Origin of the sequence: Lysobacter sp. CFH 32150, from assembly GCF_022758295.1 — a bacterium.
Lineage (GTDB): Bacteria > Pseudomonadota > Gammaproteobacteria > Xanthomonadales > Xanthomonadaceae > CFH-32150.
On sequence record NZ_JALDWJ010000001.1, the window covers coordinates 472,955 to 493,046 of the forward strand.

A 20,092-nucleotide genomic window follows, 5' to 3' on the forward strand; every position below is an offset into this window, starting at 1 on the left:
GCAGTGTAAATTTTCAGACAGAAACTGAAATGCACCTCGGAGGAGGTTGCATGCACTTCCCAATATCAATTCTCTTGCACCGGACGCGTACAGTCGGAATAAATAACTGAGCATTCGCCGCCGCCACGCGCCTCTCTGCAGGCCGACATCCCTAACTGTGACGCGACGTCAATGGATGGACCACCTTGCGCAAAGGCAACGCCTGCAACGGATTCCCCTTTTTCCGTGGGCGCTACGTAAACCGCGCATTGGTTTTTGTAGGCAAGCACCACTCTGCATTTTTTGGCCCCTCCTGCCGCGCATTTATTTAATGCCTCGCGCTTGGCTTCCCCCCTGGAGAGATGGCCGACAGTTGTTCCAACATCGCCTGTAGTGCTATCCGAGGCAATTGCCCCCCATGTCAGTTGCCACTGAGGGCCACGAGGTAGAGGCACTGATGCATTGGGCGATGGGCCGCAACGTGGGTCTCCAGGCGACACCCCCCCGGGGCAAGCCGTTTGTCCCCATGCGACACCGTTTAAAGCCAGCAGGCCAAAGGGGAACCACCACTTAGTCATCCGTTAGCTCCTCGCCTGTCCGCGTTGGCCGGTAGGCGACTCAGTTGATGGCTGCGTACCCGCGAGCCTCGCACCAGTAGTTGAGTCGGCTGCTCTAGGCGTTCCTGTGCTTGCCACTGGTGGTGGTGGGCTATACGCCGGATACCCCGGCTGTCCCGGAGCTCCAGCAGGACCGGGTTGCTGCGCAAACGCACTGTATGGCGTGAAGCTGCCCATCACTCCGTTGAAGAACAATCCCGCCATCGGTGGCGCGCTAATAATCAGCATCGTCAGGATCACCCCCATTCCGCCCTGCTGCATCGCCATGCTGGTCAGGCTTTCTGTATCGGTTGACAACCACACGCTGGGAAGCCAGAACGCTGTGCCCACTGCGATCACCATATCCAGCGCTAGGGTGATCATCACAGTCAAAAACGCCATCGAGAAGATTGTGCCAATGCCGTAATACAGCCACTTGTTGAACAACTGCTTGGTCTGGTCAAACAGCAAGCACAGTATGAAGAACGGGCCCAGCCCCACAATCAGTGCCATGGCGATCTTGTTCAGCAGCAACATCGTGGCCGCCATGAGCGCCGGACCGCCCAGACCCACGCCCGTAAATGTCAGCGCGCGGTCCTTGTTCTTGTCGGTAATTACATCGTTGCCGGTGTCGACTCCATCGATCACCTCGAGCGCCACTTGCAGGATCGCCAAGGTCTTGTCGATATCCTCGTAAGTGCTTTTGCCATCCTTGCCCGTAAGCGTTCCGCGAACCACCTCGTTGAGGCCGTTGGTCATCACTTGATAGGTTGATCCGGCACCCACTGCCGCGCCGATAGCTATGCCTACGATCAACACGGCCCGCAGGGAATTGGTCACCAGCGCCATCATCGGTTCACGGGACTGACCGGTGACGATGCGATAGCCCTGGTAGATGATCCAGAGGGTCGTCAGCCACAGCGCCACACTGCCGACAAATTTGCCGACCCGCTGGAGCAGGTTGCCGGAGAATTCCTTGATCTCGTCATCAAGGAAATCGTTGATTTCCGAAAAGAAGACCATGTTGGGAAGGCTGCCCGCCTGAAAATTCAGCCAGTCAAAAAGCGAACCCACCATCCCTAGTGCTGCACTGCTATCCATAAACCATCCGATTTTTGGGACCGCTTCCAGCGTCGCTGACCCAACTGCGATTCTTTCTACTGAAACCTGTTCGTCCTGAAATTCTGCGCAAGAGCAGTAGACGCAGCCCTTTGGGCCGGATTGACTATCCGCCCCGATTCCTACATTAGCGATCGCGCAGACGCGCCGCTTTGAGCGCGAGATGTAAGGTTGCACCCTGCACAGCTGTGCCCAGCAGGTCGTTCTTGTTTTTCAAGGCAACGTTGGCACTGCGCACCATGTCATCGTTCAATGTCGTCAACGCGGCGTTGTACGCATCCATCGTGTACTTCGCGCTTTGGACATCGTTCTGCATCTTGGTATGGATCGATGCGATCAAATTGGTATTGGCCTGCAGCGCACCCAAGTTCTCTTTCGGAATGCGCCTGCGTTCGCTGCTGGCGTCCGCGAGGTCTGCATCATTCTTTGCGACGTCCTTCAGCAGGGCACGCATGGCGTTATAGCGCCGGTTCTGGGTCTGGACGATGGCCACGCAGTAGTCGCGTTGTTGTAGGCCGACGGGATTTTTCTTCGGGGCTGTCCCGCATGCCTCGGCAACACCTTGGTTGATGTCGCGTTCTGGGAACCGCTCCTCGATGTTCTCACGGAAGCCTGGCGTGGCTTGGTATGCGGTGCCTTGGATGTACATCTGTTCGTACTGCTTGAGCTGGGTCCGGTATTGGTCCAGCTGCGCCGTGTATTGGTCGATCTGCGCCTTGTACTGCATGATCAACTCATAATTGTTCATCAACTGCGTGTATTCTGACGCACACAGCGGTGGGGTACAGGGAACAACCGCTTGGGCTGGCCGAGGCATCACCGCAGCGCCACCACCGATCAACAACAGGGCCAAAAACATAAACAGGGGCTTGGACTTGAGCGTGCTGGTCGGGCTCATTTGCAGTTCCTCTCCATGGGTGCATTACACGAGCTTGCAGGTGCCGATTGGCTGACTTGTGATCGTTTACGCATGGGCCTGATCCTTGGCGCGGGGTGTCTTGGCGCTGTCTTTGCCTTTTCCGGACCCCTTGCGTTCGGCATAGAAGCGATCGAGCCATTGATCGGGGCGCAGTTCGTTGGGGGACACACCCGCGACGTCGGCCTGCTCCTGCAACACCCGATGCATGATCTCGATATTGTCGGTAGACGCCGAGATCACGGCGAGGGCGTCGTCCATGCCGCGCAGGTTGAGCTGGCAGACGTTGGCCGCATGGCCCTGTTTGACGAGGAAGCAACGTGAGCGCTCGTCCAAGGCTTTTACCACTTGATATTCCGCGTCGGTGAGCTTGAGACCGTCAACGTAATCCTCGCGGCTCGCGTTGGGATTTGGCAACAGAATCAGCGTGGCTGTCTGCTCGATCAACGCGGCCGAAATGTCACTCGCCAACGCATCCTCCGGACTTTGTGTCGCAAAAATCCCCAAACCGTTCTGCTTGCGGATGGTTTTCTGCTTGTTCTTGGCAAATTCCTTTAGACCGCCACTGCCATCGAGGATCTTCCAGAACTCATCCATGACATAGATCAACGGCCGGCCATCGATCAAGGCCTCGAGGCGATGCAGTAGATAGTTGATCACCGGCACCCGCACTTCAGGGTTGTCGATGACTTCGGTGTAGTCGAAGCCAATGATGTTCGCTTTCTGCAGGTCGATGGTGTCGACTGGATTGTCGAAAACCCAACCCAATGCATTGCCGCAAGTCCATTTGCGCAGACGCGAAAAGAGGCCGTCATCGCCCATGTTGGGCAGACTCTTCTGGAAATTGGTCATGTTGCGCAGGTGCAGCGGCGTGTCGAGCATGTTCTCGACGGCGCGGAAGACGTCTTCATCCTCTCGCGCGGTGTACTGCGGCTTGCCGGCCAGCACTTTGATGAGGTCGGCCAGAAACTGACTGTTGGCCTCGTTGCGCTCGCATTGAAACGGATTGAAACCGGTGGGCTGCCCGTTTTCCAACGCAAGGTAATTGCCACCGCAGGCGCGCACGAAAATCTCGGCGCCTCGGTCCTTGTCGAAGAAGAAAATAGTCGGTGACGGCTTGAGCTTTTGCACCTGGCTGAGCAGGAAGTTTATCAACGCGGTCTTGCCGGTACCTGACTTGCCGATCACCATCGTGTTGGCGATGGCTTTTTCACCCAACGAGTTTTCTGTTGGATGCGTGGCGTGGAAATTGAAGTAGTACGGCTGGCCGTTGGTAGTCTGCAGGGTCGTAACAGACTCGCCCCAGGGATTGTTCTCCTTCTTACCCGTTGCGAAGTTATGCAGCGGAGACAATCCCAAGAAGTTGAGTGAACTGACGTTGGCCAAGCGGGTTCGATATTTCCAGTTACCCGGGAACTGGGAATAGAACGAGGACGCCACTGCGAGGTCTTCCTTGGCGGATACGAAGCCGGCGTTGGACAGCTCGGCACGTGCCATAGCCACGTTCTGCGCGAGCTTTTCCTGGCTCTCGGCATAGAGGGCGAGGATGAAATGGTATTCGCCCAGCACGAAATTACCGGATGCCAGCTGGTCCATGGCTTGATCGAGCTCGATGATCTGGCTTACCGCCTTGTCACCTGACGAAATCATCATGCCCTTGGTGCGGTCGAGTACTTTGAGAGCATCCTGCCGGCCCATCGGACTGAACGAATGGGTGACGACGTACTCGAAATCAAGGTACTTGAGCCCGTTTAGGATGCCTGGATAAGTGGCGTCGGTGTATTCCTTGATATTGAGGATCGCACCGAAATGATTCGCCCCGGTTGGCGTGTTGACGACGAAATCGCCGGTCTTGTTGGAAAACATATGCCGGCTGACCGGCAGGTAGTTGTAAACCGGGGCTTGCAACACCGGTACAGGCTCGTCGATGCGGTTGAGCAAATAGCCAAAGAACTCGAGCGCTTCAGAAAACACCACACCATTTCTTGCTTCGTACATACCCAGGCGATAGGGCGCGTAGTCCTTGAGTACGGCTTCGACGTTGCCAGCCAACTCCTGGATCTTCGCCACCGCCTGATCTTGCAGGGCCTGCAACTGGCGATGATCGGCCGATTTTTCGACGAAGCGCTTACCGGACACCACCGGGCGATACATCATGGTGATGTACAGCTCGTTCTGCATGATCTTCTGGGTCGACAAGCCCGCGAAATATCCGTCGGACAAGTCTTGGTTGAAGACCTGGTCGAACCGACTGTGGGTGCTGATACTCCGTCGACGACGCACGTCGTGTACCCAGAACGCCACGTTGACGAAATCCGGTGCCCGCAGGGTCTGCAGCATGCGGTTGAACGTATTGTGCCGGTGTTCGATCTCCCACTCTTCCCTACCGACAAATGGCAGCCCGCCAAGGTGCCACACCAGCAAATAGTCGCCACCAGTCGTTTTCAGCACCGTAGGCGAGACATGTGTGGACAGCGGTATGAATTCGCTGATGGGTGTATCGGGAGTCAACATTGGGTTGGGACTGCCGTGTTGGTGGAGATAGGGTGGGAACGATTTTTTTGCTGTCAAAAATGCAATTGCACAGACTGCTTAACCGTTGAATCACAGATGGAAGATCGTCATGTGTGGCGTGGCACTGGACTATTTTTCCGCTCTCCTGTCAGCGTTGCTGCAATAGATATTGGGGGAGAACACCCACATGCCGGAATGATGCTGCAAGTTGCGGACTTTCGTCCGGAACTGCCAACGCAAACCGAGTAGGCGAAAAATCATCTCATCGCGCCGCGCCATCTGCCGCATCACGAAGATGACCACCGGCAAAAGCAGCAGGCAGAACATGTTGATGTAGAACGTGAGCAGCAGGCACGCGCCGGCACCAACGGTAAAGGGGACATACGGAACCCCCAGAAACATGGGTGGGCGCGTGCAACCGCGGAACAACACGTTTTTATGCATACGCCTGCAATGCATTCAGAACGACGCTGGCCGTCGTGGTGGGATTGTCCGGAATCACCATCTTGGCCAACTGGGCCGCTGCACCGATCAGGAAGCCGCCGATCAAGATCGGCGCGACATCAGAGATGCGTTTGTGAGCGAAGGCGATCTGGTAGCCCGCAAAAATCACAGCGATAGTCACGATTGCCAGCGAGGCGATATTGAGCAAGCTATTAATGTTATTGAGGAAGCCCTTCACCCTCGATTCTGCATTGGCCGTCTGCGCGAATGCCATTTCAGGCAGCACTAGCATTCCGACAAACAGAGCGGCCATGACAAAAGCTGAAACGGTGTTCTTGATTTGTACATTTAAGTTCATGAAGAGCCCCCTCGTTGATGATGACAATGGTTTAAAGGCAGTCAAAAAACACCGAATCATCCGCTATCGATATGGCAGTACATGGGGGCATTAGAAAACGAATGCCCCATCCATGGTCGATTGGTTTACGGCAGGTATGGCTTCTGGAGTCGGCATAGCCGTAACCGGATGCGTATCCTGCAATGCGACAGCAGTGGTACTACTTGGGGCAGATACTTCGCCAGACTGCAGCTCGGAAGCATCCACAGAACTTTGCTGTAATCCCGGTGGCGCAAGCGAAATGGCTACGCGTTGCGACTGCAAATGCTGCTGACCCGTCGCGTACACCGGGTGCCTTGACACTGCGACCGACCGCCGCGATGGCTTGCTGATCACCTCGATGGCCTCATTGGCGGCGCCAACTGAGGGAGTTTCGCTTATCGATGCGTAGATCTTCTGGACATAGCCATGACGGAAGCCAGTGACGAAATTTCCGGAGTAGTAGCAACTGAAGGATTTACCCCAGTCGCCGCTGGAGCGACCGTAGCACTCGGCAAGAATGCGCGATCCGGCCTGAAGGTTCGGGCAGGTTTGGAAGGCCTTTTCGTAGGAATCGAGTCCGTACTTGCTCAGGTTGTATCGATTGACCTGAGCCAGACCGAGCGAGAAGTTGTAGCCACGGCTTTCCAACATGCGCACGGTAGCCAAGGCCTCGGAAAGAGTCTTGGGCTGACGCGCTAGTCGTCCACCTACAACCCCAATGGCATAGGGGTTGAACGAAGATTCCACACGCACAACGTGGTGCATGACTTCATTGGGAACTGCCAAGCTCGGGCAGTTCATCAGCTCCATGCCAGGTAACACTCCTACCCCCTGATCCTTGTCTCGGCGTCTACAGCACCGACTACTCCCTTAAACGATCTGCAGTTCTATCCACCGGTATCGCATCCCAATAATTCATGTCGCCGGAAGCGATGTCAACAAGCGAGATTCAGCGCACGGTCGCAACCGGCATAGCCGCCATTAGTCACCATGCGTGTGCTCCGGATTGAAATCGATACCCGTAATGTAACGTTGCCCTGTATGCGCCTTAATGTGCACGACGATATCTATCGTCATCATCAATAGGCGTTTGATGACTTGGAACTCCAGTCCGGAGCCTTCAGTCGAGGCCTTTACCATCAACGCCAGCTGATCCCAGGTCTGGGTGGTGCTGCCTGCGTGGCAACTAGTGATCGAGCCCGGATGGCCAGAGGCGCAATTGCGGATGAAGTAGAAAGATTCATCGCCGCGCAACTCGGCCAGGATGATCCGGTCCGGTTTCATTCGCAGACAGGCTTCCATGCAGCTCTTGGCAGTGATGTTGCTCGTGCTCTGCCCGCCTTTTGAGTAAAGCAGGTGCACCACATTGGGCTGACCGATGAACAGTTCACGGGCATCCTCGATGGTCACTAGGCGTTCGTCATCCGGAATATGGTTGACGAGAGATTTCATGAAGGTCGTCTTGCCGCTGCCGGTGGCTCCTGCCACCACAATATTCTTCTTGTACAGAACCGCCTTCTTGAAGAACTCGGCGTAATTGCGGGAAGCGCGTAGGTCGAGAAGTTCCCGGTCGTGGTCGTTGAGCGCGTGTGTCTGCTCAAGGATCTGGGCAAAAAAACCGTCTTCCTGGTATTGCTGAAGCGTCTTGCTGTGCTTGGAAGGCAGGCGGATAGTGATCGACACCTTGCCTGCGTCACAGGCAGGCGGAATGACAAATTGCGCTCGTTGGCCGGTCGGGAATGTCAGTGATACGACAGGATCAGCGTCCGTGATGCGCTGCCCAGTATTGCTCTCATTAACTATCGCAGTGCAGAACTGCCGGGCGCGTTCGAAGGTCAGGGTCGGCACCTCGAGCCGCTGCCAGCCGTGCCGTGTTTCGAGATACAACTCACCCGGCCGGTTGATACATATCTCGGTGACCTCCGGAGAGTTCATGTATTCCAGAATGCCCAGCACGTTGTACTGGTATTCAAGGAAGTCATTCGAAATCCTCGCGACTGGCGAATTCTCGATGTCCATATCAACTCGTGGTCGCACCCATCTCTATCTCAGCACCGTGGAGAAATCCACGTCCTTGGCAACATAGATGTTGACCACGGTTCCCTGATTGATCGTCACCGTGGGTGGGCGATTCACGCTACGGTCCAATGCCTGATTGGCCAATCGTTCCATCGCTCGAGCCGTATTGCTCTCGTATGGTGCTACGACGACAGCTCCATTGGTGATTGAGGCACTCTGCGGTCCATGCTTGGCGCCGGCATACTTGAATGCATCGCTGATCATGCTGATCAGAAGCGCCGATGTGATACGACTGGCCCAATGCGCATCGTAGTCGCCGGGATGACCTGCACCGCCGAGATTGTCCACGCCTGGGCTAGCCATATTGACGTCGAGGCCGGTAGGAGTGGTGATTCGATCCCAGATCACCGAGACGCGTGGCCCATTGATATTGTCGTTCTGGTACTTGCCGGATACCTTCGAACCCTTCGGCAATAACAAGCGACGGCCGTTGATCGAATAGGTTGGTTCGGCAACTACGCACGAAGCAAAACCAGGCACGTCGGTGACAATCCGTGTCTCCATCACGCAGCGGATATAGGTACCGCGTACGAGCAAGGTGTCGGGATTGTAGATAGGTTGCGCGCTTGCGATTTCAGGGCGGGCCGGCTCACGTGCCTGCTGCCCCTGAGCGGAAAGTATCGCCTGGGCATACGATTCGGGAGTCATCATCCCCGTGCTTGCCCCCTCGGGGCCCGTCTGCGACGAACCATCCGCGCTATTCAACATGCGGCGCTCCATCAGGGTCGGCTTCTGCGGCCCCATTGGGGACCCGCCTGACGATGGTAACGATGCAAAGTCAGACTGCGGTTGCATGGATGGTATTTCCACCAGCGGCAACGGCGGTAGATCGGCAGCATCGTCAGCCGGAAGCGGAACTTGTATCTCTGTCGCCGCCTTGGGGAGATCGGGGATGCGTATCTCTTCCTCATCGACTTTGGCCACATCGTCCTTGCTCGACGTTGCGCTGTTGAACATCCAGATAGCAGCCACGATCAGCAGGCCGACAATACCCGCCAGAAAAACGAGCGCCTTACGGTTGAGTCGTTGCGCATCGTTGGACTGCAGTAGTGGGGCATTAGCATCCAGGTCCGGCGCCGTGCCTTGTTGCTGGCCGTAGTAAGGATTGGTCCTCAGATGCTCGTCTGATTGGCCGAAGTGGCTGGGCGGCGTGTTCTGGCTCATTTCTGCTTGTTCCTGCGCAGGCCAACGACATTTCTGCCGTGACGAATGATCAAGTAGGGATAGGTGCCGTGAATAATGATCGTGTTGTCTTCGACCGTCGTGTTGATGACGAAGTCTTCGCCGGACTCACGCTCGCGAGCAAACACCGCCGGGAAATTGCCAGTGGGCAAACTTTTCAACCCGCTCATCTTTACGTAGGTGAACTGGCCATCGTCATAGACGTTGGCGGGAATCAACCAAGCTTGCTTTGTGCGCGTTGAATACTGATAGTCGAAGTTGTACTGCCGACTCTTATCCAACTGCGTACTCAGCTGCGGAGCGGACTCCGCTTCGTTTGCAGCGGTGAACTCGGTGCCATTCGGGTATACGAACCTGATCTTGTATTGCACGCCGGCCTGTTTGGCTTGATCCAGCGCTTTCCAGTCTGTTGCGACGACCTTGAGCTCGAAGATGTAAGAGTGAGTCGCGGTACGAACCATCATATTGGTGTCGACATCGACATTCTTCGGCTTCAGATAAAACACGTTGTCACGTCGACTCAGGTCCCAGCCGCTGCTGAAGCCCGTGCTGTAGTCCAGAATCTTCTCGTTCTGACTTAGTTCGAGCTGCGTGGTGATGCCCAGTCCAGTCCGCACCTGATAGATGCGGTTGGGCTCGTACTCGTATTCCTGGATGACCTGGGCAGCAGCTGGCAACGTTGCCGAGGAGATCGCCAGGAACAACAAGGCGGCCAGGCTCTGTAGACGCAGGCAATTCATCGGGTACTAACTCCATTCGCAGTGCTGGACGCTGCAGGTGCAGGCATCGTTGTTGAGCTAGCTGTGGTGGTTGGAGGTAACGGAGTGGCACCAGGCACTTGTGTCGGGCCTGCAATATCAGCTGCGTTCGCCGCCGGCACGCTTGGAACACCCACGCCGAGAGCCTGTGCAACAGTAGGGGCCGTGGAGAATTCGATTTCCGCCTGCGGTGAAGCGGCGTAATCGTTGTCGACGCGATAACCCGTGACCTGAAAACCCAACGGGTTGAGGATGCGATTGCTGTCGTCCATCTTCAGGTTGGATTTGTATACGAACTCGAGCGTCGCGATCTTGCTGTCCATCGGTTCGGATGTGCCGGATGCCTTGTCGTAAAGGCTGCGCTGAAAGCGCACCGTAGCGGTCTTGAACTGTTCGTTGGTGTTCGGGCTGCCCTGCAACTGCAAGCTGAGAATCTTGACCCGAATCGTCTTGGCTTTTCCAAACAGCGTGATCGGGTTATTGGGATTTGTACTGGAATACAGTTGGGCATAGCCTGCGGTCACCTGAGGTTCCGCCATCGCGTGGACAGTGTTCCAGTCGCGTTGCCCGATCTGCGAATTGTCGTACGACTCTCGCGCCATCACGAAATGAGCGATGTTGCTCTTGTTGAGCGCCTCGCTCGCCGCGATGCTCTGATCGCCAAAATTCCCGGTCAGTCGAGCAATGGTGCTGGTGCCCGTGTAGGCATCCGCCATCACCAGGTAGGGCACCTTCTCCTTGAGCGGCAGAAAATAGAAGTAGCCACCAGCCAGAATCAACGCCATCAGGATTGCCGACCATGCGACCCGCCATGCGCGACGTTCGCTACGTCGCGCCATATCAGCAACTGTCACCTCGAAATTGACGGCTTTGGCGACGACACTTTCAACCTGCGGGGTACCTACTCTTATTCCGAACATCTATGTTGCATCCGTGGCGGGAATGGAGGGATCGCGCGTTGCTCGACTGATCCCGTGTCTGCTGCTGGGATCAAGGTGTTAACGCTGTCGTGTTACCTGCAGGAGCGATCATTGATGTCACTGCTGTACGAACCACAATCTGGTTGTTTTCTGCCGTGATCGCAACGCCTTGCCCGGCATAAGCCAGCGTCAGCTTGGAGACTGCCTCCTGCAAGCTGCTGGTATGGATCTGCGCTACCGCCGCATGCAGCGTGAAATCCGAAGGATGCAGATACGACAAAGTCATATCCGAATCCTTCGCCCAGCGCACCAGCATGTTCTTGAGCGTGCCATCCATCGGCGACGGATAAAACACATACGATTGATGCAGAGGGATTTCCTGCGGCGTATCGGCATAGCGATTGACCGCTTTCCAACGTCCCTTGAAATCTGGAACTGGAGTCGTCGCGCATCCCGTCATCACGATAATCAGCGCCAGGGAAAGAATACGAGTTAAGATTCTATGGTTCACGCTTCACCAGCAGTTTTTGTGTTGACGTTATTGACACGCGCGACAGGCGCTGAACAGAAAGCACGACCGGCGACGGACACGCCCGACAGCCGGGCGCGTGGACGGCGCTCGATGAAATTGGCTTGAAAGCTCAACGGCTGGGCTGCTCAGCCCGAGACCTGACATAGAAAGCATCAGCTGACGCTGACGCTGCCCTCCCCTGGCATCCCTCATTTCAGTCCTTTTCTTTTCCCCGGATATCCTTATCGGCCAGCGAATGGCCGCATCCTTCCCCACACCCGCAAGACTTGCTTCCCGCAAGCCCGTCAAGCTGTTGCTAGTACCGCTACATATGCCGAACCAGTTACACCCGGACAGAACTTAGCCTGAGGCTCAGGGCCAGTCAAGGAAGGCTGTGCAGCTGAAGGCTCCCCTACAACGCGTCGATATCCCCCAACGCACGTATCAAACGCCGCGCACGTTTGCTGGGTTTGGTTTCCGGTGCCTGATAGCCCGCGCGCGCAGCGGCGCGGGTCGCGCGTTCGGCTTCGCGACGCGCGCGTGAGGCTTCGCTTTCGGCATAAAGCGTTTGCGCGACGCTGGCGGGGCCGCGTGTATCGCTCAGGCCGCGCACTTCGATCTCGAAGATTTCCTCGCCGCGCATGACGCGCATCGCGTCGCCAACCCGCACGACGCGCGACGGCTTGGCTCGCTGTCCGCCGACGTCGACCTTGCCCGTTTCGATCGCGTGCTTGGCCAGGCTGCGCGTCTTGTAGAAGCGCGCTGCCCAGAGCCAGAGGTCGAGGCGGATGTGTTCCTGGATTCCGGTTTCGCTCATATCGGCAACCACGTTAGATCGTTACGCCGACTTCGGCCAGTCGTTGCCGTAGTCGCGTCAGATGACTGCCGGGCCAATAGACCTGCCCGCAGCTATTACAGCGGCTGAAATCGCATTGGCGACGCGCAATGTCGGCCGGCACCGTTGTCGCAGCCTGTTCGCCCGGTAGTTGCTCCACCACGCCGTTGCAGCGCGCGCAGCGCGTAAATGGTGCGATGCGTGACTCGAGCTGGAAGCGGTCCAACACCTCGCGCAGCTGCCGGCGCGGATCGATGGCGTGGAGGAAGGCGCCATGCGTGAGCGCAGCGCGCTTGAGCAAGCCAGTATCCCGGGTCAGCACGGTTCGATGCTCGGCGCGCGAGATCGTCAGCAACTCGTCGTCGTGGTAATCGTTGCGATACAGGCAGTCGAAGCCGAGCAGGCGCAGGTAGGCAGCGAGACGACCGAGATGCACGTCGAGCACGAATCGAGGTTGGCGCAGCGGGCGCGGACGCAACCGGTTGGTGCCGGCGAGTTCGAGGCGTTCGAACATCGGATAAACCGCGACGCGTTCGCCGCCACGCAGCTTGTGCGCGAACGGCACGGCGTCGCCGTCGACCAGGATCAGATCGACTTCGGTATGCGGTACGCCGAGCGATTCGATCCGGTCCTTGACCGCCGGTGTGCCGTCGAAGGTATGTGTGAAGCTGCGCTTCCGCCATTCGGGCTTGAGGAAGTCGTTCAACTCCTCATAAAAGCGGAACTCACATTGGCGAAAGACCGATGACACAGGTAGCGATCGAAGTGGTCGGCATGACCATGTGAGCGTACGCCTGTGAACCAGCGCGGCGTGTGCATTCAGGTACCCGGAAACGCAAACGGCCGCCATGAGGCGGCCGTTCGTCGGAAGCGCAAGCCCGCAATTACTGCTGGGCAGCGGCCTTGGCCTTGGCGTTGCCGGCCAGGTCTTCCTTGATGCGCGCCTTCTTGCCTTCCAGGCCACGCAGGTAGTACAGCTTGCCGGAGCGGACGGCGCCACGGCGCTTCACTTCGACCGAGTCGATGGCGGCGCTGTGGGTCTGGAACACGCGCTCGACGCCGTAGCCGTGCGAAATCTTGCGCACGGTGAAGGCCGAGTTCAGGCCGGCGTTCTTCTTGGCGATGACCACGCCTTCATAGGCCTGGACGCGCTCGCGGTTGCCTTCCTTGACCTTGACGTTGACGACAACGGTGTCGCCGGGGCCGAAGGCGGGCAGCTCGCGCTGGATCTGTTCGGCTTCGAAGTTCTGCAGCAGCGTGTTGAGAGAGGGTTTGTTCATGGCACGGCCTGTTGTAATTGCCCTGATGGGCATGTTGTTGCGCGAGTGCACGTGGACCCGCGTCATGGCATGGATGGAGCTAAGCCGCGCATTATAGCGGCAATTTTCCGAGCGTTGCTAGGGGCTTACGTGGATTTGGCTGGGTCTGCGCCCGGTCCGGCCCGGAAGGCATCCAGCAGCTTGCGGTCGGCCTTGGACAGCCCGGCTTCGTCGATCAGGTCGGGGCGCCGCTGCCAGGTGCGGCCCAGGGCCTGCATCCGGCGCCAGCGGGCGATTTCGGCATGGTTGCCGGACTGCAGGACGGCCGGCACCGACCCCAGTTCATGTTCGACCGGGCGGGTGTAGTGCGGGCAGTCCAGCAAGCCGTCCTCGTCGAAGCTGTCCTGGGCGGCGGACTCGGCATCGTTCAGCGCGCCCTCCTGCAGGCGGGCCACGGCGTCGATCACGACTGCAGCAGCCAGCTCGCCGCCAGAGAGGACGTAATCGCCGATCGACAATTCTTCGTCGACTTCGGCCGCGATCAGGCGCTCATCGATGCCCTCGTAGCGGCCGCAGAGCAGGATCAGGCGCTCGCGTCCGGCCAGTTCGCGGACCTTGGCCTGGGTCAGGCGCTCGCCCTGCGGGCTGAGGTAGACCACCTGCGTCGGGGTCGGATCGGCGGCGCGCGCGGCCTGGATCGCGGCCCGCAGCGGATCGATCAACATCACCATGCCGGGACCACCGCCGAAGGGGCGATCGTCGACGCGGCGGTAGTTGCCTTCAGCGTAGTCGCGCGGATTCCAGCCGTGGATGGACAGCAGCCCCCGCTCCTGCGCCCGCCCGACCACCCCGAAGCCGGCGCATTGGGCGACGAACTCGGGGAAGAGGCTGACGAGATCGATGCGCATCAGAGGCATACCTTCTAGAAGTCGGCATCCCAGTCGACCGTGACCACGCCAGCGTCGAAATCGACCGACTTGATGTAATCGGGCTCGAGGAACGGAATCATCCGCTCACGCTCGCCGCGGGCGACGAGCACGTCGTTGGCGCCGGTCGAGAACAGGTGCGAGACGGTACCGAAGTCGACGCCTTCGGTATTCACCACGCGCAGCCCTTCGAGGTCGACCCAGTAGTACTCGCCGGGCTTCGGCGGCGGCAGTGCCGAACGCGGTACATAGACTTCGGTCCCGCGCAGTGCCTCGGCGGCATCGCGGTCGGTGATGTCGGCAAATGTCGCGACCAGGCCCTTGTTGGTCTCGCGTCCGCGCGCGCCCGTGAGCTCGCGCTCGCGCCCCTGCGCGTCGCGCAAGGTCCAGGGTTGGTAGCTGAAGATTGTGGCGGCAGGCTCGGTGAACGATTCGAGTTTCAACTCGCCACGAACGCCAAACGCGCCGTGGATCCTGCCCAACAGGATGCGGCGCGTTTGTTCTGTCATGGAGGCATGGCCGCGCACGGTGGCGCGGCCTGGAGGCTTAGGCCGTGGGGGCCTTGGAAGCCTGCTTGTACAGGTCGGCGACCTTCTCGGTCAGCTGTGCGCCCTGACCCACCCAGTGCTTGACGCGCTCGAGGTTCAGTTCAACGCGCTTCTCGTTGCCGGCAGCGACCGGGTTGTAGAAACCCACGCGCTCGATGTTGCGGCCGTCGCGGGCGCTACGGCTGTCGGTGACGATGATGTGGTAGAAGGGGCGCTTCTTCGCGCCGCCACGGGTGAGGCGGATCTTGACCATGGGTGGAGCTTCCTGTGTTGCCCAGTCGGCGGACGTGCCGAGGTAAGCCGGGTATTGTAAGCCATTGATCGGGCCGAGGAAACCCCAGGAATCAGTCAGCGCATCGGCGGAAAGCCGCGGCCGCCCATCACGCCCGCGCCGAGCTTGGTTTCCAAGCAAGGGCGCCGACTGCTAGAGCAGATAACGGATAGTGCCCTTGAGCGGCGCGGGGTTACCGTCGCAATACTGGGTGAAGCTCGCCAGGAGCCTGACCACGAAACCATCGATAAACCGGACGTCCTTGATCACCAGGGTGCCGGTCGATTGATTGCACCTATAGCCGTTGCGATTGTTGCCATAGAAGTCCAATCCGGCAGTCGAAGCCGTGGCTAGCCGGCTCGTACTGAAGGTTCCGACCCTGAGTTGCTGACCAACGGGAGGATCTATGAATGCGATCCACTCGTTCCCCTGCCCGGAGACGGCGAATCGAGCACCCCCCTGCAAATTGGGTGCGAGTGCGAACGTGCTCGTGTCGCCATAGTAGGTCTTGGATATGCCCCGACCGACATAGTCACCCGGCGCTGAGATGAGTTTCAGCGACAGCGGCATGGTCCTGTAGAGGATGACTCCCGCCAATGGCGGTTGCCCGTCACAATATTGCAGAAAGTCTGCTTCGAGGTGGGCGATCTTGCCGGTTGCGTCGAACTCGATCTGTTTGATGCCGAACTCGCCCGATATGTCGTTGCAACCCCGCCCCATCGCTGTGACCTCGAGGCCCGGACTTCTTCCGGTGCGGAAACTGCTTCGTTCGACATAGCGATAACGACCTTCGTGCAAGGTATCGCCCTTGCCCGCAATCAAACTAATGTGCCAGTCCCAACCACCGGTTAGATATATGTCAATTCCTTCGTCCTGAGTACTGATCTGGAACGAAGAGGTATTGGCAGGCGTATAGGTGCCACTTTCCCCAGCGCCTATAGGATCACCAGGCGTACTTACGAATGAGAAAATCTGCTGTGCTTGCACAGCAGGAGCCGCGAAAAGCAGCAACACAATAGCCAAAAGGGCGGCAACGGTCGCAGAGGCGCTCTTCATCCCGAATCCCTTTAGTGGATGACTCTCGGCCCATTTGGCCTAAGGCATAAGGTAACAGGCCTAACGGATCGGAATTACCGGAACGGCATTCCTCCCCGCCCACCCATCATCCCCTTCATGCCCCGCATCATCCCCTTCATGCCGCCCGCGCCGAGTTTGCTCATCATCTTTTCCATCTGCTGGAACTGCTTGAGCAGCTTGTTGACGTCGGCCGGGGTGGTGCCGGAGCCCCGGGCGATGCGGGCACGGCGCGAACCATTCAGCAGGCCTGGATTGCGGCGCTCCTTCGGCGTCATCGAACCGATGATCGCGATCATTCGCGGGACTTCCTTGCCGGTGACCTGGGCCTTCACTGCGTCCGGGATCTGGCCCATGCCCGGCAGCTTGTCCATCAGGCCGGACAGGCCGCCCATGTTCTGCATTTGCTCAAACTGGTCGCGCATGTCGTTAAGGTTGAACTTCTTGCCTTTGGCGACCTTCTCGGCGAGTTTCTGCGCCTTGTCCTTGTCGACCTGCTGCTCGACCTGCTCGACCAGCGACAGCACGTCGCCCATGTCGAGGATGCGGCTGGCGACGCGGTCCGGGTGGAACACGTCGAGGCCGTCGGGCTTCTCGCCGACACCGATGAACTTGATCGGCTTGCCGGTGATGTAGCGCACCGACAGCGCGGCGCCGCCACGGGCATCGCCGTCGGTTTTCGTGAGCACGACGCCGGTCAGCGGCAGCGCTTCGCTGAAGTGTTTGGCGGTGACCGCAGCATCCTGGCCGGTCATCGAATCGACGACGAACAGGGTCTCGACCGGCGCGACCGCGGCGTGCAGCGCCTTGATCTCGGCCATCATCGCTTCGTCGATGCTGGTGCGGCCGGCGGTGTCGACGATCAGCACGTCGGCGAAGGATTTGCGCGCGTCGTCGATCGCGGCGCGAACGATGGCTTCGGGCTTCTGCGACACATCCGACGGGAAGAACAGCACGTCGACCTGCTGCGCCAGCGTTTTCAGCTGCTCGATGGCGGCCGGACGATAGACGTCGGCGCTGACCACCATCACCTTCTTCTTGCGGCGCTCCTTCAGGTGCTTGGCGAGCTTGGCGACCGTGGTGGTCTTGCCCGCGCCCTGCAGGCCCGCCATCAGGATCACTGCGGGCGCCGGCACGTTGAGGTTGAGGTCGCTGGCCTGCGAGCCCATCACCGTGGTCAGCTCGTCGCGCACGACCTTGATCAGCGCTTGGCCGGGGGTCAGCGACTTCAGCACTTCCTGGCCGACCGCACGCACCTTGATGCGCTCGATCAGCGCCTGCACCACCGGCAGCGCGACGTCGGCTTCGAGCAGTGCGATGCGGACTTCGCGCGTCGCCTCGCGGATGTTCTCCTCGGTCAGCCGGCCGCGGCCGCGCAGGCGCTCGATGGTGCCGGAAAGGCGCTGGGTGAGGGATTCGAACATGGGGGCGAAGGCGGGCTGAAAACGGACGCGAATTATAGCCCGATGGGAAATCCCCTTCCCTGTAGGAGCGGCTTATAGCCGCGAGCTCTTGCGGCTTTCCCAGGCACCAAAGCTCGCGGCTATAAGCCGCTCCTACAAGAAGCAGCCGCTATGCGACACTGCAGCAATGACATTCGTTCTCATCGCCGCCGTCCTCTATCTCATCGCAGCCGGCTTGCTGGTGCGTTCGGTTGCCCGTGGTTTGGAATCGGCGCGCCTCTGGTTGCTGCCCGCCGTCGCTGCAGTGGCCATCCACGCCGCGACGCACGTCCACGCCTGGCAAGCGGCAGGTGGCGCGGACCTGCACTTCTTCGCCGCGCTGTCGCTGGTCGGCCTCGGCATGGCCGCATTGACCACGCTGTATGACGCCAGTGGCCGGATGGCCGCGCTCGGCGTGATCGTGTTTCCGATCGCCGCGGTGTCGCTGCTGGGCTACGCGAACTACGGCCACGCCAGTATCGCGATCCTGGATTGGCGCCTGCAACTGCACGCGTGGTGTGCCCTGCTCGCGTATGCCACGCTCGCGGTCGCTGCCTTGCTTGCGCTGATGTTGTGGGCGCAGGAGCGCGCGCTCCGCCGTCGCGAATTCCACGGCTGGCTACGTGCATTGCCACCGCTGACCGAACTCGAATCCCTGCTGTTCCGCACCATCACCGTCGGCTTCGTCCTCCTCACCGCGACGCTGCTCACCGGTGTGTTATTCGTCGAAAACCTCCTCGCCCAACACCTCGTGCACAAGACCGTGCTCAGCGTGCTGTCGTGGCTGGCATTCGGCGGCCTGTTGCTGGGCCGCTGGCGCTACGGCTGGCGTGGTGCGATGGCGGTGCGCTGGACGTTGATCGCGATGGCGCTGCTGGTGCTGGCGTTTTTTGGCAGCAAGTTCGTGCTGGAGTTGCTGCTGAAGCGCGTTTGATTTGTAGAGCTGGAGCTTCCTGCGAGCTTTCGCACCGATCGGAGCCCGTTCTATCGCCCTCTTCCCGGTTTCGTCGCTTCGACATCCGCGTCGCTGAAGGCTTCGGCTATCGTCCGCGGCAATTTTCGAGGACTTGTGCCGACGTGAATCGCATCGACCAACACTCCCGCTTCAACCGCGCCAAGAAGTATTTCAAACGTGCGACGCTGACCATCAGCGCGCTCCTGCTGCTGGCCTTGGCCTGGGACGTGGCCACATACGACGCCGACGCCTGGCTGGCTGATTACAGCCGCCTCAAGCACGACATGGCGCAGGGCTACGCCAATCTCGACTGGGTCGTCGAGAAACGTGGCGTCGACTTGCCGGCGCTGGATCGCAAGACGACCACCGCACTGCAAAACGCGCACTCGCGAGTACGCGCCTTCCTGGCCCTGCGCGGTTTTATTCGCAGCTTCAATGATCCGCATTTCCGCATGAAACCCGGCGAACGGCCTGCACCAGCCGTGCCTGCGGCTGCATCATCCATGCGCGATGCAGAACAGGTCGATCCACCAGCGGGCACGGACTGCGCGGCGGCTGGCTACGAGGAAGACGATCACGCCTTCCGTTTCCCGTTCGCGCAGTTGGCGGGATGGACCGCCCTGCGCGACGGCGATTTCCCCAGTGGCCTGGTCGGCGACCTTGGCGTCCTGCGCATCGCGCAATTCGGCGAAGACCGCTACCTCGCCGCTTGCAAAGCCGTGTTCAAGCCCGGCATCGGCGACCGTGCGTTGCAGCTTGCGGTGCGTGCGCGCCAACAGGTCCAGTTGCGCGAGACTCTGGCAGAACTGCAGGCCAAGGGTGCGCGGCGCTTGCTCGTGGATGTCTCCAGCAATGGGGGCGGCAGCGAATGGGTCAGCGAGGTCATCGCATTGATGACCGACCGATCCATGACTCGCCTGGAAGCGCGCAGGGTGGGTCCGACCTGCGATCGCGGTGTTGTCTGGCGCGGCGAGCCGGCACCCTGCCCCGTCTTCGCGGCGGATAACGGTGAGCGCGCCACGCTGCAAGGCAACGGCGCGTGGCGCGGACCGGTATTGATCCTCGCCGATCGTGGTACTGGTTCGGCTGCGGAGGATTTCGTCGCCTGGCTGCAGCAGAACAAGATCGCGACCGTGATTGGCGACCGTACTGCCGGCGCCGGTTGCGGCTATGTCAACGGCGGCAATCCAACGCGCCTGGAAGTCGTGCCGGTGGACGTGTGGATGCCGAACTGCGCGCGCTTCCTCGATGACGGCACCAACGAGATCGAGGGCATCGCGCCGGACCTTGCGATCAAGCTGGACGACGGCAACGCAAACCGGGTGCAACAACTGCAAGCTGCCCTCACCCGCGCGCAGTAACGCGCGGGATCGACTACGAAATCG

22 protein-coding genes are annotated in these 20,092 nt (G+C 59.4%); 2 read left to right on the forward strand and 20 right to left on the reverse strand.

Annotated elements, in window-relative coordinates:
* Nucleotides 1–65 precede the first annotated feature (65 nt).
* From MO486_RS02160 to ffh, 20 genes are all read right to left on the reverse strand, one after another.
* Complete coding sequence (locus MO486_RS02160; protein WP_242904201.1) at nucleotides 66–557, reverse strand: DUF4189 domain-containing protein; 492 nt, start codon at nucleotides 555–557, stop codon at nucleotides 66–68.
* A gap of 3 nt (nucleotides 558–560) precedes the next feature.
* A complete protein-coding gene (locus MO486_RS02165; RefSeq protein ID WP_242904202.1) occupies nucleotides 561–1,676 on the reverse strand; it encodes a type IV secretion system protein in 1,116 nt (371 codons plus the stop codon).
* Nucleotides 1,677–1,821: 145 nt separating this feature from the next.
* A complete protein-coding gene (locus MO486_RS02170; RefSeq protein WP_242904204.1) occupies nucleotides 1,822–2,592 on the reverse strand; it encodes a hypothetical protein in 771 nt (256 codons plus the stop codon).
* 66 nt (nucleotides 2,593–2,658) lie between these two features.
* Complete coding sequence (locus tag MO486_RS02175) at nucleotides 2,659–5,124, reverse strand: VirB4 family type IV secretion/conjugal transfer ATPase (protein WP_242904206.1); 2,466 nt, start codon at nucleotides 5,122–5,124, stop codon at nucleotides 2,659–2,661.
* 129 nt (nucleotides 5,125–5,253) lie between these two features.
* Nucleotides 5,254–5,568, reverse strand: a complete 315-nt coding sequence (locus tag MO486_RS02180) for a VirB3 family type IV secretion system protein (protein WP_242904208.1) — start codon at nucleotides 5,566–5,568, stop codon at nucleotides 5,254–5,256.
* Nucleotides 5,561–5,926, reverse strand: coding sequence for a TrbC/VirB2 family protein (locus tag MO486_RS02185; RefSeq protein ID WP_242904209.1), 366 nt, complete (start codon nucleotides 5,924–5,926; stop codon nucleotides 5,561–5,563). The genes MO486_RS02180 and MO486_RS02185 overlap by 8 nt, the downstream gene beginning before the upstream one ends.
* A 90-nt stretch (nucleotides 5,927–6,016) precedes the next feature.
* Nucleotides 6,017–6,757, reverse strand: a complete 741-nt coding sequence (locus MO486_RS16460; protein WP_345779191.1) for a lytic transglycosylase domain-containing protein — start codon at nucleotides 6,755–6,757, stop codon at nucleotides 6,017–6,019.
* A 171-nt stretch (nucleotides 6,758–6,928) separates the two neighbouring features.
* Nucleotides 6,929–7,966, reverse strand: coding sequence for a P-type DNA transfer ATPase VirB11 (gene virB11, locus MO486_RS02195; protein ID WP_242904210.1), 1,038 nt, complete (start codon nucleotides 7,964–7,966; stop codon nucleotides 6,929–6,931).
* Between the two features lie 24 nt (nucleotides 7,967–7,990).
* The gene (locus MO486_RS02200; protein WP_242904211.1) at nucleotides 7,991–9,190 is read right to left on the reverse strand and encodes a TrbI/VirB10 family protein; all 1,200 of its coding nucleotides are present in this window, start codon (nucleotides 9,188–9,190) and stop codon (nucleotides 7,991–7,993) included.
* Complete coding sequence (locus MO486_RS02205; protein ID WP_242904212.1) at nucleotides 9,187–9,948, reverse strand: TrbG/VirB9 family P-type conjugative transfer protein; 762 nt, start codon at nucleotides 9,946–9,948, stop codon at nucleotides 9,187–9,189. Before MO486_RS02205 ends, MO486_RS02200 begins: the two co-directional genes overlap by 4 nt.
* Entirely contained in the window at nucleotides 9,945–10,886 is a 942-nt protein-coding gene (locus MO486_RS02210) for a type IV secretion system protein (protein WP_242904213.1), read from the reverse strand. The genes MO486_RS02205 and MO486_RS02210 overlap by 4 nt, the downstream gene beginning before the upstream one ends.
* 70 nt (nucleotides 10,887–10,956) lie before the next feature.
* Nucleotides 10,957–11,346, reverse strand: coding sequence for a toxin co-regulated pilus biosynthesis Q family protein (locus MO486_RS02215; protein ID WP_242904599.1), 390 nt, complete (start codon nucleotides 11,344–11,346; stop codon nucleotides 10,957–10,959).
* Nucleotides 11,347–11,809: 463 nt separating this feature from the next.
* Entirely contained in the window at nucleotides 11,810–12,214 is a 405-nt protein-coding gene (locus MO486_RS02220; protein WP_242904214.1) for an RNA-binding S4 domain-containing protein, read from the reverse strand.
* A 13-nt stretch (nucleotides 12,215–12,227) separates the two neighbouring features.
* A complete protein-coding gene (locus tag MO486_RS02225) occupies nucleotides 12,228–13,082 on the reverse strand; it encodes a Mut7-C ubiquitin/RNAse domain-containing protein (protein ID WP_255745552.1) in 855 nt (284 codons plus the stop codon).
* A gap of 34 nt (nucleotides 13,083–13,116) precedes the next feature.
* Nucleotides 13,117–13,512, reverse strand: coding sequence for a 50S ribosomal protein L19 (rplS, locus tag MO486_RS02230; RefSeq protein WP_242904216.1), 396 nt, complete (start codon nucleotides 13,510–13,512; stop codon nucleotides 13,117–13,119).
* Between the two features lie 125 nt (nucleotides 13,513–13,637).
* Complete coding sequence (gene trmD, locus MO486_RS02235; protein WP_242904217.1) at nucleotides 13,638–14,399, reverse strand: tRNA (guanosine(37)-N1)-methyltransferase TrmD; 762 nt, start codon at nucleotides 14,397–14,399, stop codon at nucleotides 13,638–13,640.
* 14 nt (nucleotides 14,400–14,413) lie between these two features.
* Nucleotides 14,414–14,926, reverse strand: a complete 513-nt coding sequence (gene rimM / locus MO486_RS02240; RefSeq protein WP_242904218.1) for a ribosome maturation factor RimM — start codon at nucleotides 14,924–14,926, stop codon at nucleotides 14,414–14,416.
* Nucleotides 14,927–14,963: 37 nt separating this feature from the next.
* Nucleotides 14,964–15,218 carry a 30S ribosomal protein S16 gene (rpsP, locus tag MO486_RS02245; RefSeq protein ID WP_242904221.1) on the reverse strand — a complete coding sequence of 85 codons (255 nt, stop codon included), beginning with the start codon at nucleotides 15,216–15,218 and terminating at the stop codon, nucleotides 14,964–14,966.
* 171 nt (nucleotides 15,219–15,389) lie between these two features.
* Nucleotides 15,390–16,292 carry a hypothetical protein gene (locus MO486_RS02250; RefSeq protein WP_242904222.1) on the reverse strand — a complete coding sequence of 301 codons (903 nt, stop codon included), beginning with the start codon at nucleotides 16,290–16,292 and terminating at the stop codon, nucleotides 15,390–15,392.
* Nucleotides 16,293–16,366: 74 nt separating this feature from the next.
* On the reverse strand, nucleotides 16,367–17,734 hold the full coding sequence (ffh, locus tag MO486_RS02255) for a signal recognition particle protein (protein ID WP_242904223.1): 1,368 nt from the start codon (nucleotides 17,732–17,734) through the stop codon (nucleotides 16,367–16,369).
* 166 nt (nucleotides 17,735–17,900) lie between these two features.
* Between ffh and ccsA the strand changes: the two genes are divergently transcribed.
* The gene (gene ccsA / locus MO486_RS02260) at nucleotides 17,901–18,686 is read left to right on the forward strand and encodes a cytochrome c biogenesis protein CcsA (protein ID WP_242904224.1); all 786 of its coding nucleotides are present in this window, start codon (nucleotides 17,901–17,903) and stop codon (nucleotides 18,684–18,686) included.
* Nucleotides 18,687–18,829: 143 nt separating this feature from the next.
* On the forward strand, nucleotides 18,830–20,068 hold the full coding sequence (locus MO486_RS02265) for a S41 family peptidase (protein ID WP_242904225.1): 1,239 nt from the start codon (nucleotides 18,830–18,832) through the stop codon (nucleotides 20,066–20,068).
* Nucleotides 20,069–20,092: the final 24 nt, after the last annotated feature.

What these genes read in the sequence shown, in the direction of transcription:
- MO486_RS02160 (WP_242904201.1), bottom strand. Translation starts at nt 557, where the DNA reads ATGACTAAGTGGTGGTTCCCCTTTGGCCTGCTGGCTTTAAACGGTGTC.
- MO486_RS02165 (WP_242904202.1), bottom strand. Translation starts at nt 1,676, where the DNA reads ATGGATAGCAGTGCAGCACTAGGGATGGTGGGTTCGCTTTTTGACTGG.
- MO486_RS02170 (WP_242904204.1), bottom strand. Translation starts at nt 2,592, where the DNA reads ATGAGCCCGACCAGCACGCTCAAGTCCAAGCCCCTGTTTATGTTTTTG.
- MO486_RS02175 (WP_242904206.1), bottom strand. Translation starts at nt 5,124, where the DNA reads ATGTTGACTCCCGATACACCCATCAGCGAATTCATACCGCTGTCCACA.
- MO486_RS02180 (WP_242904208.1), bottom strand. Translation starts at nt 5,568, where the DNA reads ATGCATAAAAACGTGTTGTTCCGCGGTTGCACGCGCCCACCCATGTTT.
- MO486_RS02185 (WP_242904209.1), bottom strand. Translation starts at nt 5,926, where the DNA reads ATGAACTTAAATGTACAAATCAAGAACACCGTTTCAGCTTTTGTCATG.
- MO486_RS16460 (WP_345779191.1), bottom strand. Translation starts at nt 6,757, where the DNA reads ATGGAGCTGATGAACTGCCCGAGCTTGGCAGTTCCCAATGAAGTCATG.
- virB11 (WP_242904210.1), bottom strand. Translation starts at nt 7,966, where the DNA reads ATGGACATCGAGAATTCGCCAGTCGCGAGGATTTCGAATGACTTCCTT.
- MO486_RS02200 (WP_242904211.1), bottom strand. Translation starts at nt 9,190, where the DNA reads ATGAGCCAGAACACGCCGCCCAGCCACTTCGGCCAATCAGACGAGCAT.
- MO486_RS02205 (WP_242904212.1), bottom strand. Translation starts at nt 9,948, where the DNA reads ATGAATTGCCTGCGTCTACAGAGCCTGGCCGCCTTGTTGTTCCTGGCG.
- MO486_RS02210 (WP_242904213.1), bottom strand. Translation starts at nt 10,886, where the DNA reads ATGTTCGGAATAAGAGTAGGTACCCCGCAGGTTGAAAGTGTCGTCGCC.
- MO486_RS02215 (WP_242904599.1), bottom strand. Translation starts at nt 11,346, where the DNA reads ATGACGGGATGCGCGACGACTCCAGTTCCAGATTTCAAGGGACGTTGG.
- MO486_RS02220 (WP_242904214.1), bottom strand. Translation starts at nt 12,214, where the DNA reads ATGAGCGAAACCGGAATCCAGGAACACATCCGCCTCGACCTCTGGCTC.
- MO486_RS02225 (WP_255745552.1), bottom strand. Translation starts at nt 13,082, where the DNA reads ATGGCGGCCGTTTGCGTTTCCGGGTACCTGAATGCACACGCCGCGCTG.
- rplS (WP_242904216.1), bottom strand. Translation starts at nt 13,512, where the DNA reads ATGAACAAACCCTCTCTCAACACGCTGCTGCAGAACTTCGAAGCCGAA.
- trmD (WP_242904217.1), bottom strand. Translation starts at nt 14,399, where the DNA reads ATGCGCATCGATCTCGTCAGCCTCTTCCCCGAGTTCGTCGCCCAATGC.
- rimM (WP_242904218.1), bottom strand. Translation starts at nt 14,926, where the DNA reads ATGACAGAACAAACGCGCCGCATCCTGTTGGGCAGGATCCACGGCGCG.
- rpsP (WP_242904221.1), bottom strand. Translation starts at nt 15,218, where the DNA reads ATGGTCAAGATCCGCCTCACCCGTGGCGGCGCGAAGAAGCGCCCCTTC.
- MO486_RS02250 (WP_242904222.1), bottom strand. Translation starts at nt 16,292, where the DNA reads ATGAAGAGCGCCTCTGCGACCGTTGCCGCCCTTTTGGCTATTGTGTTG.
- ffh (WP_242904223.1), bottom strand. Translation starts at nt 17,734, where the DNA reads ATGTTCGAATCCCTCACCCAGCGCCTTTCCGGCACCATCGAGCGCCTG.
- ccsA (WP_242904224.1), top strand. Translation starts at nt 17,901, where the DNA reads ATGACATTCGTTCTCATCGCCGCCGTCCTCTATCTCATCGCAGCCGGC.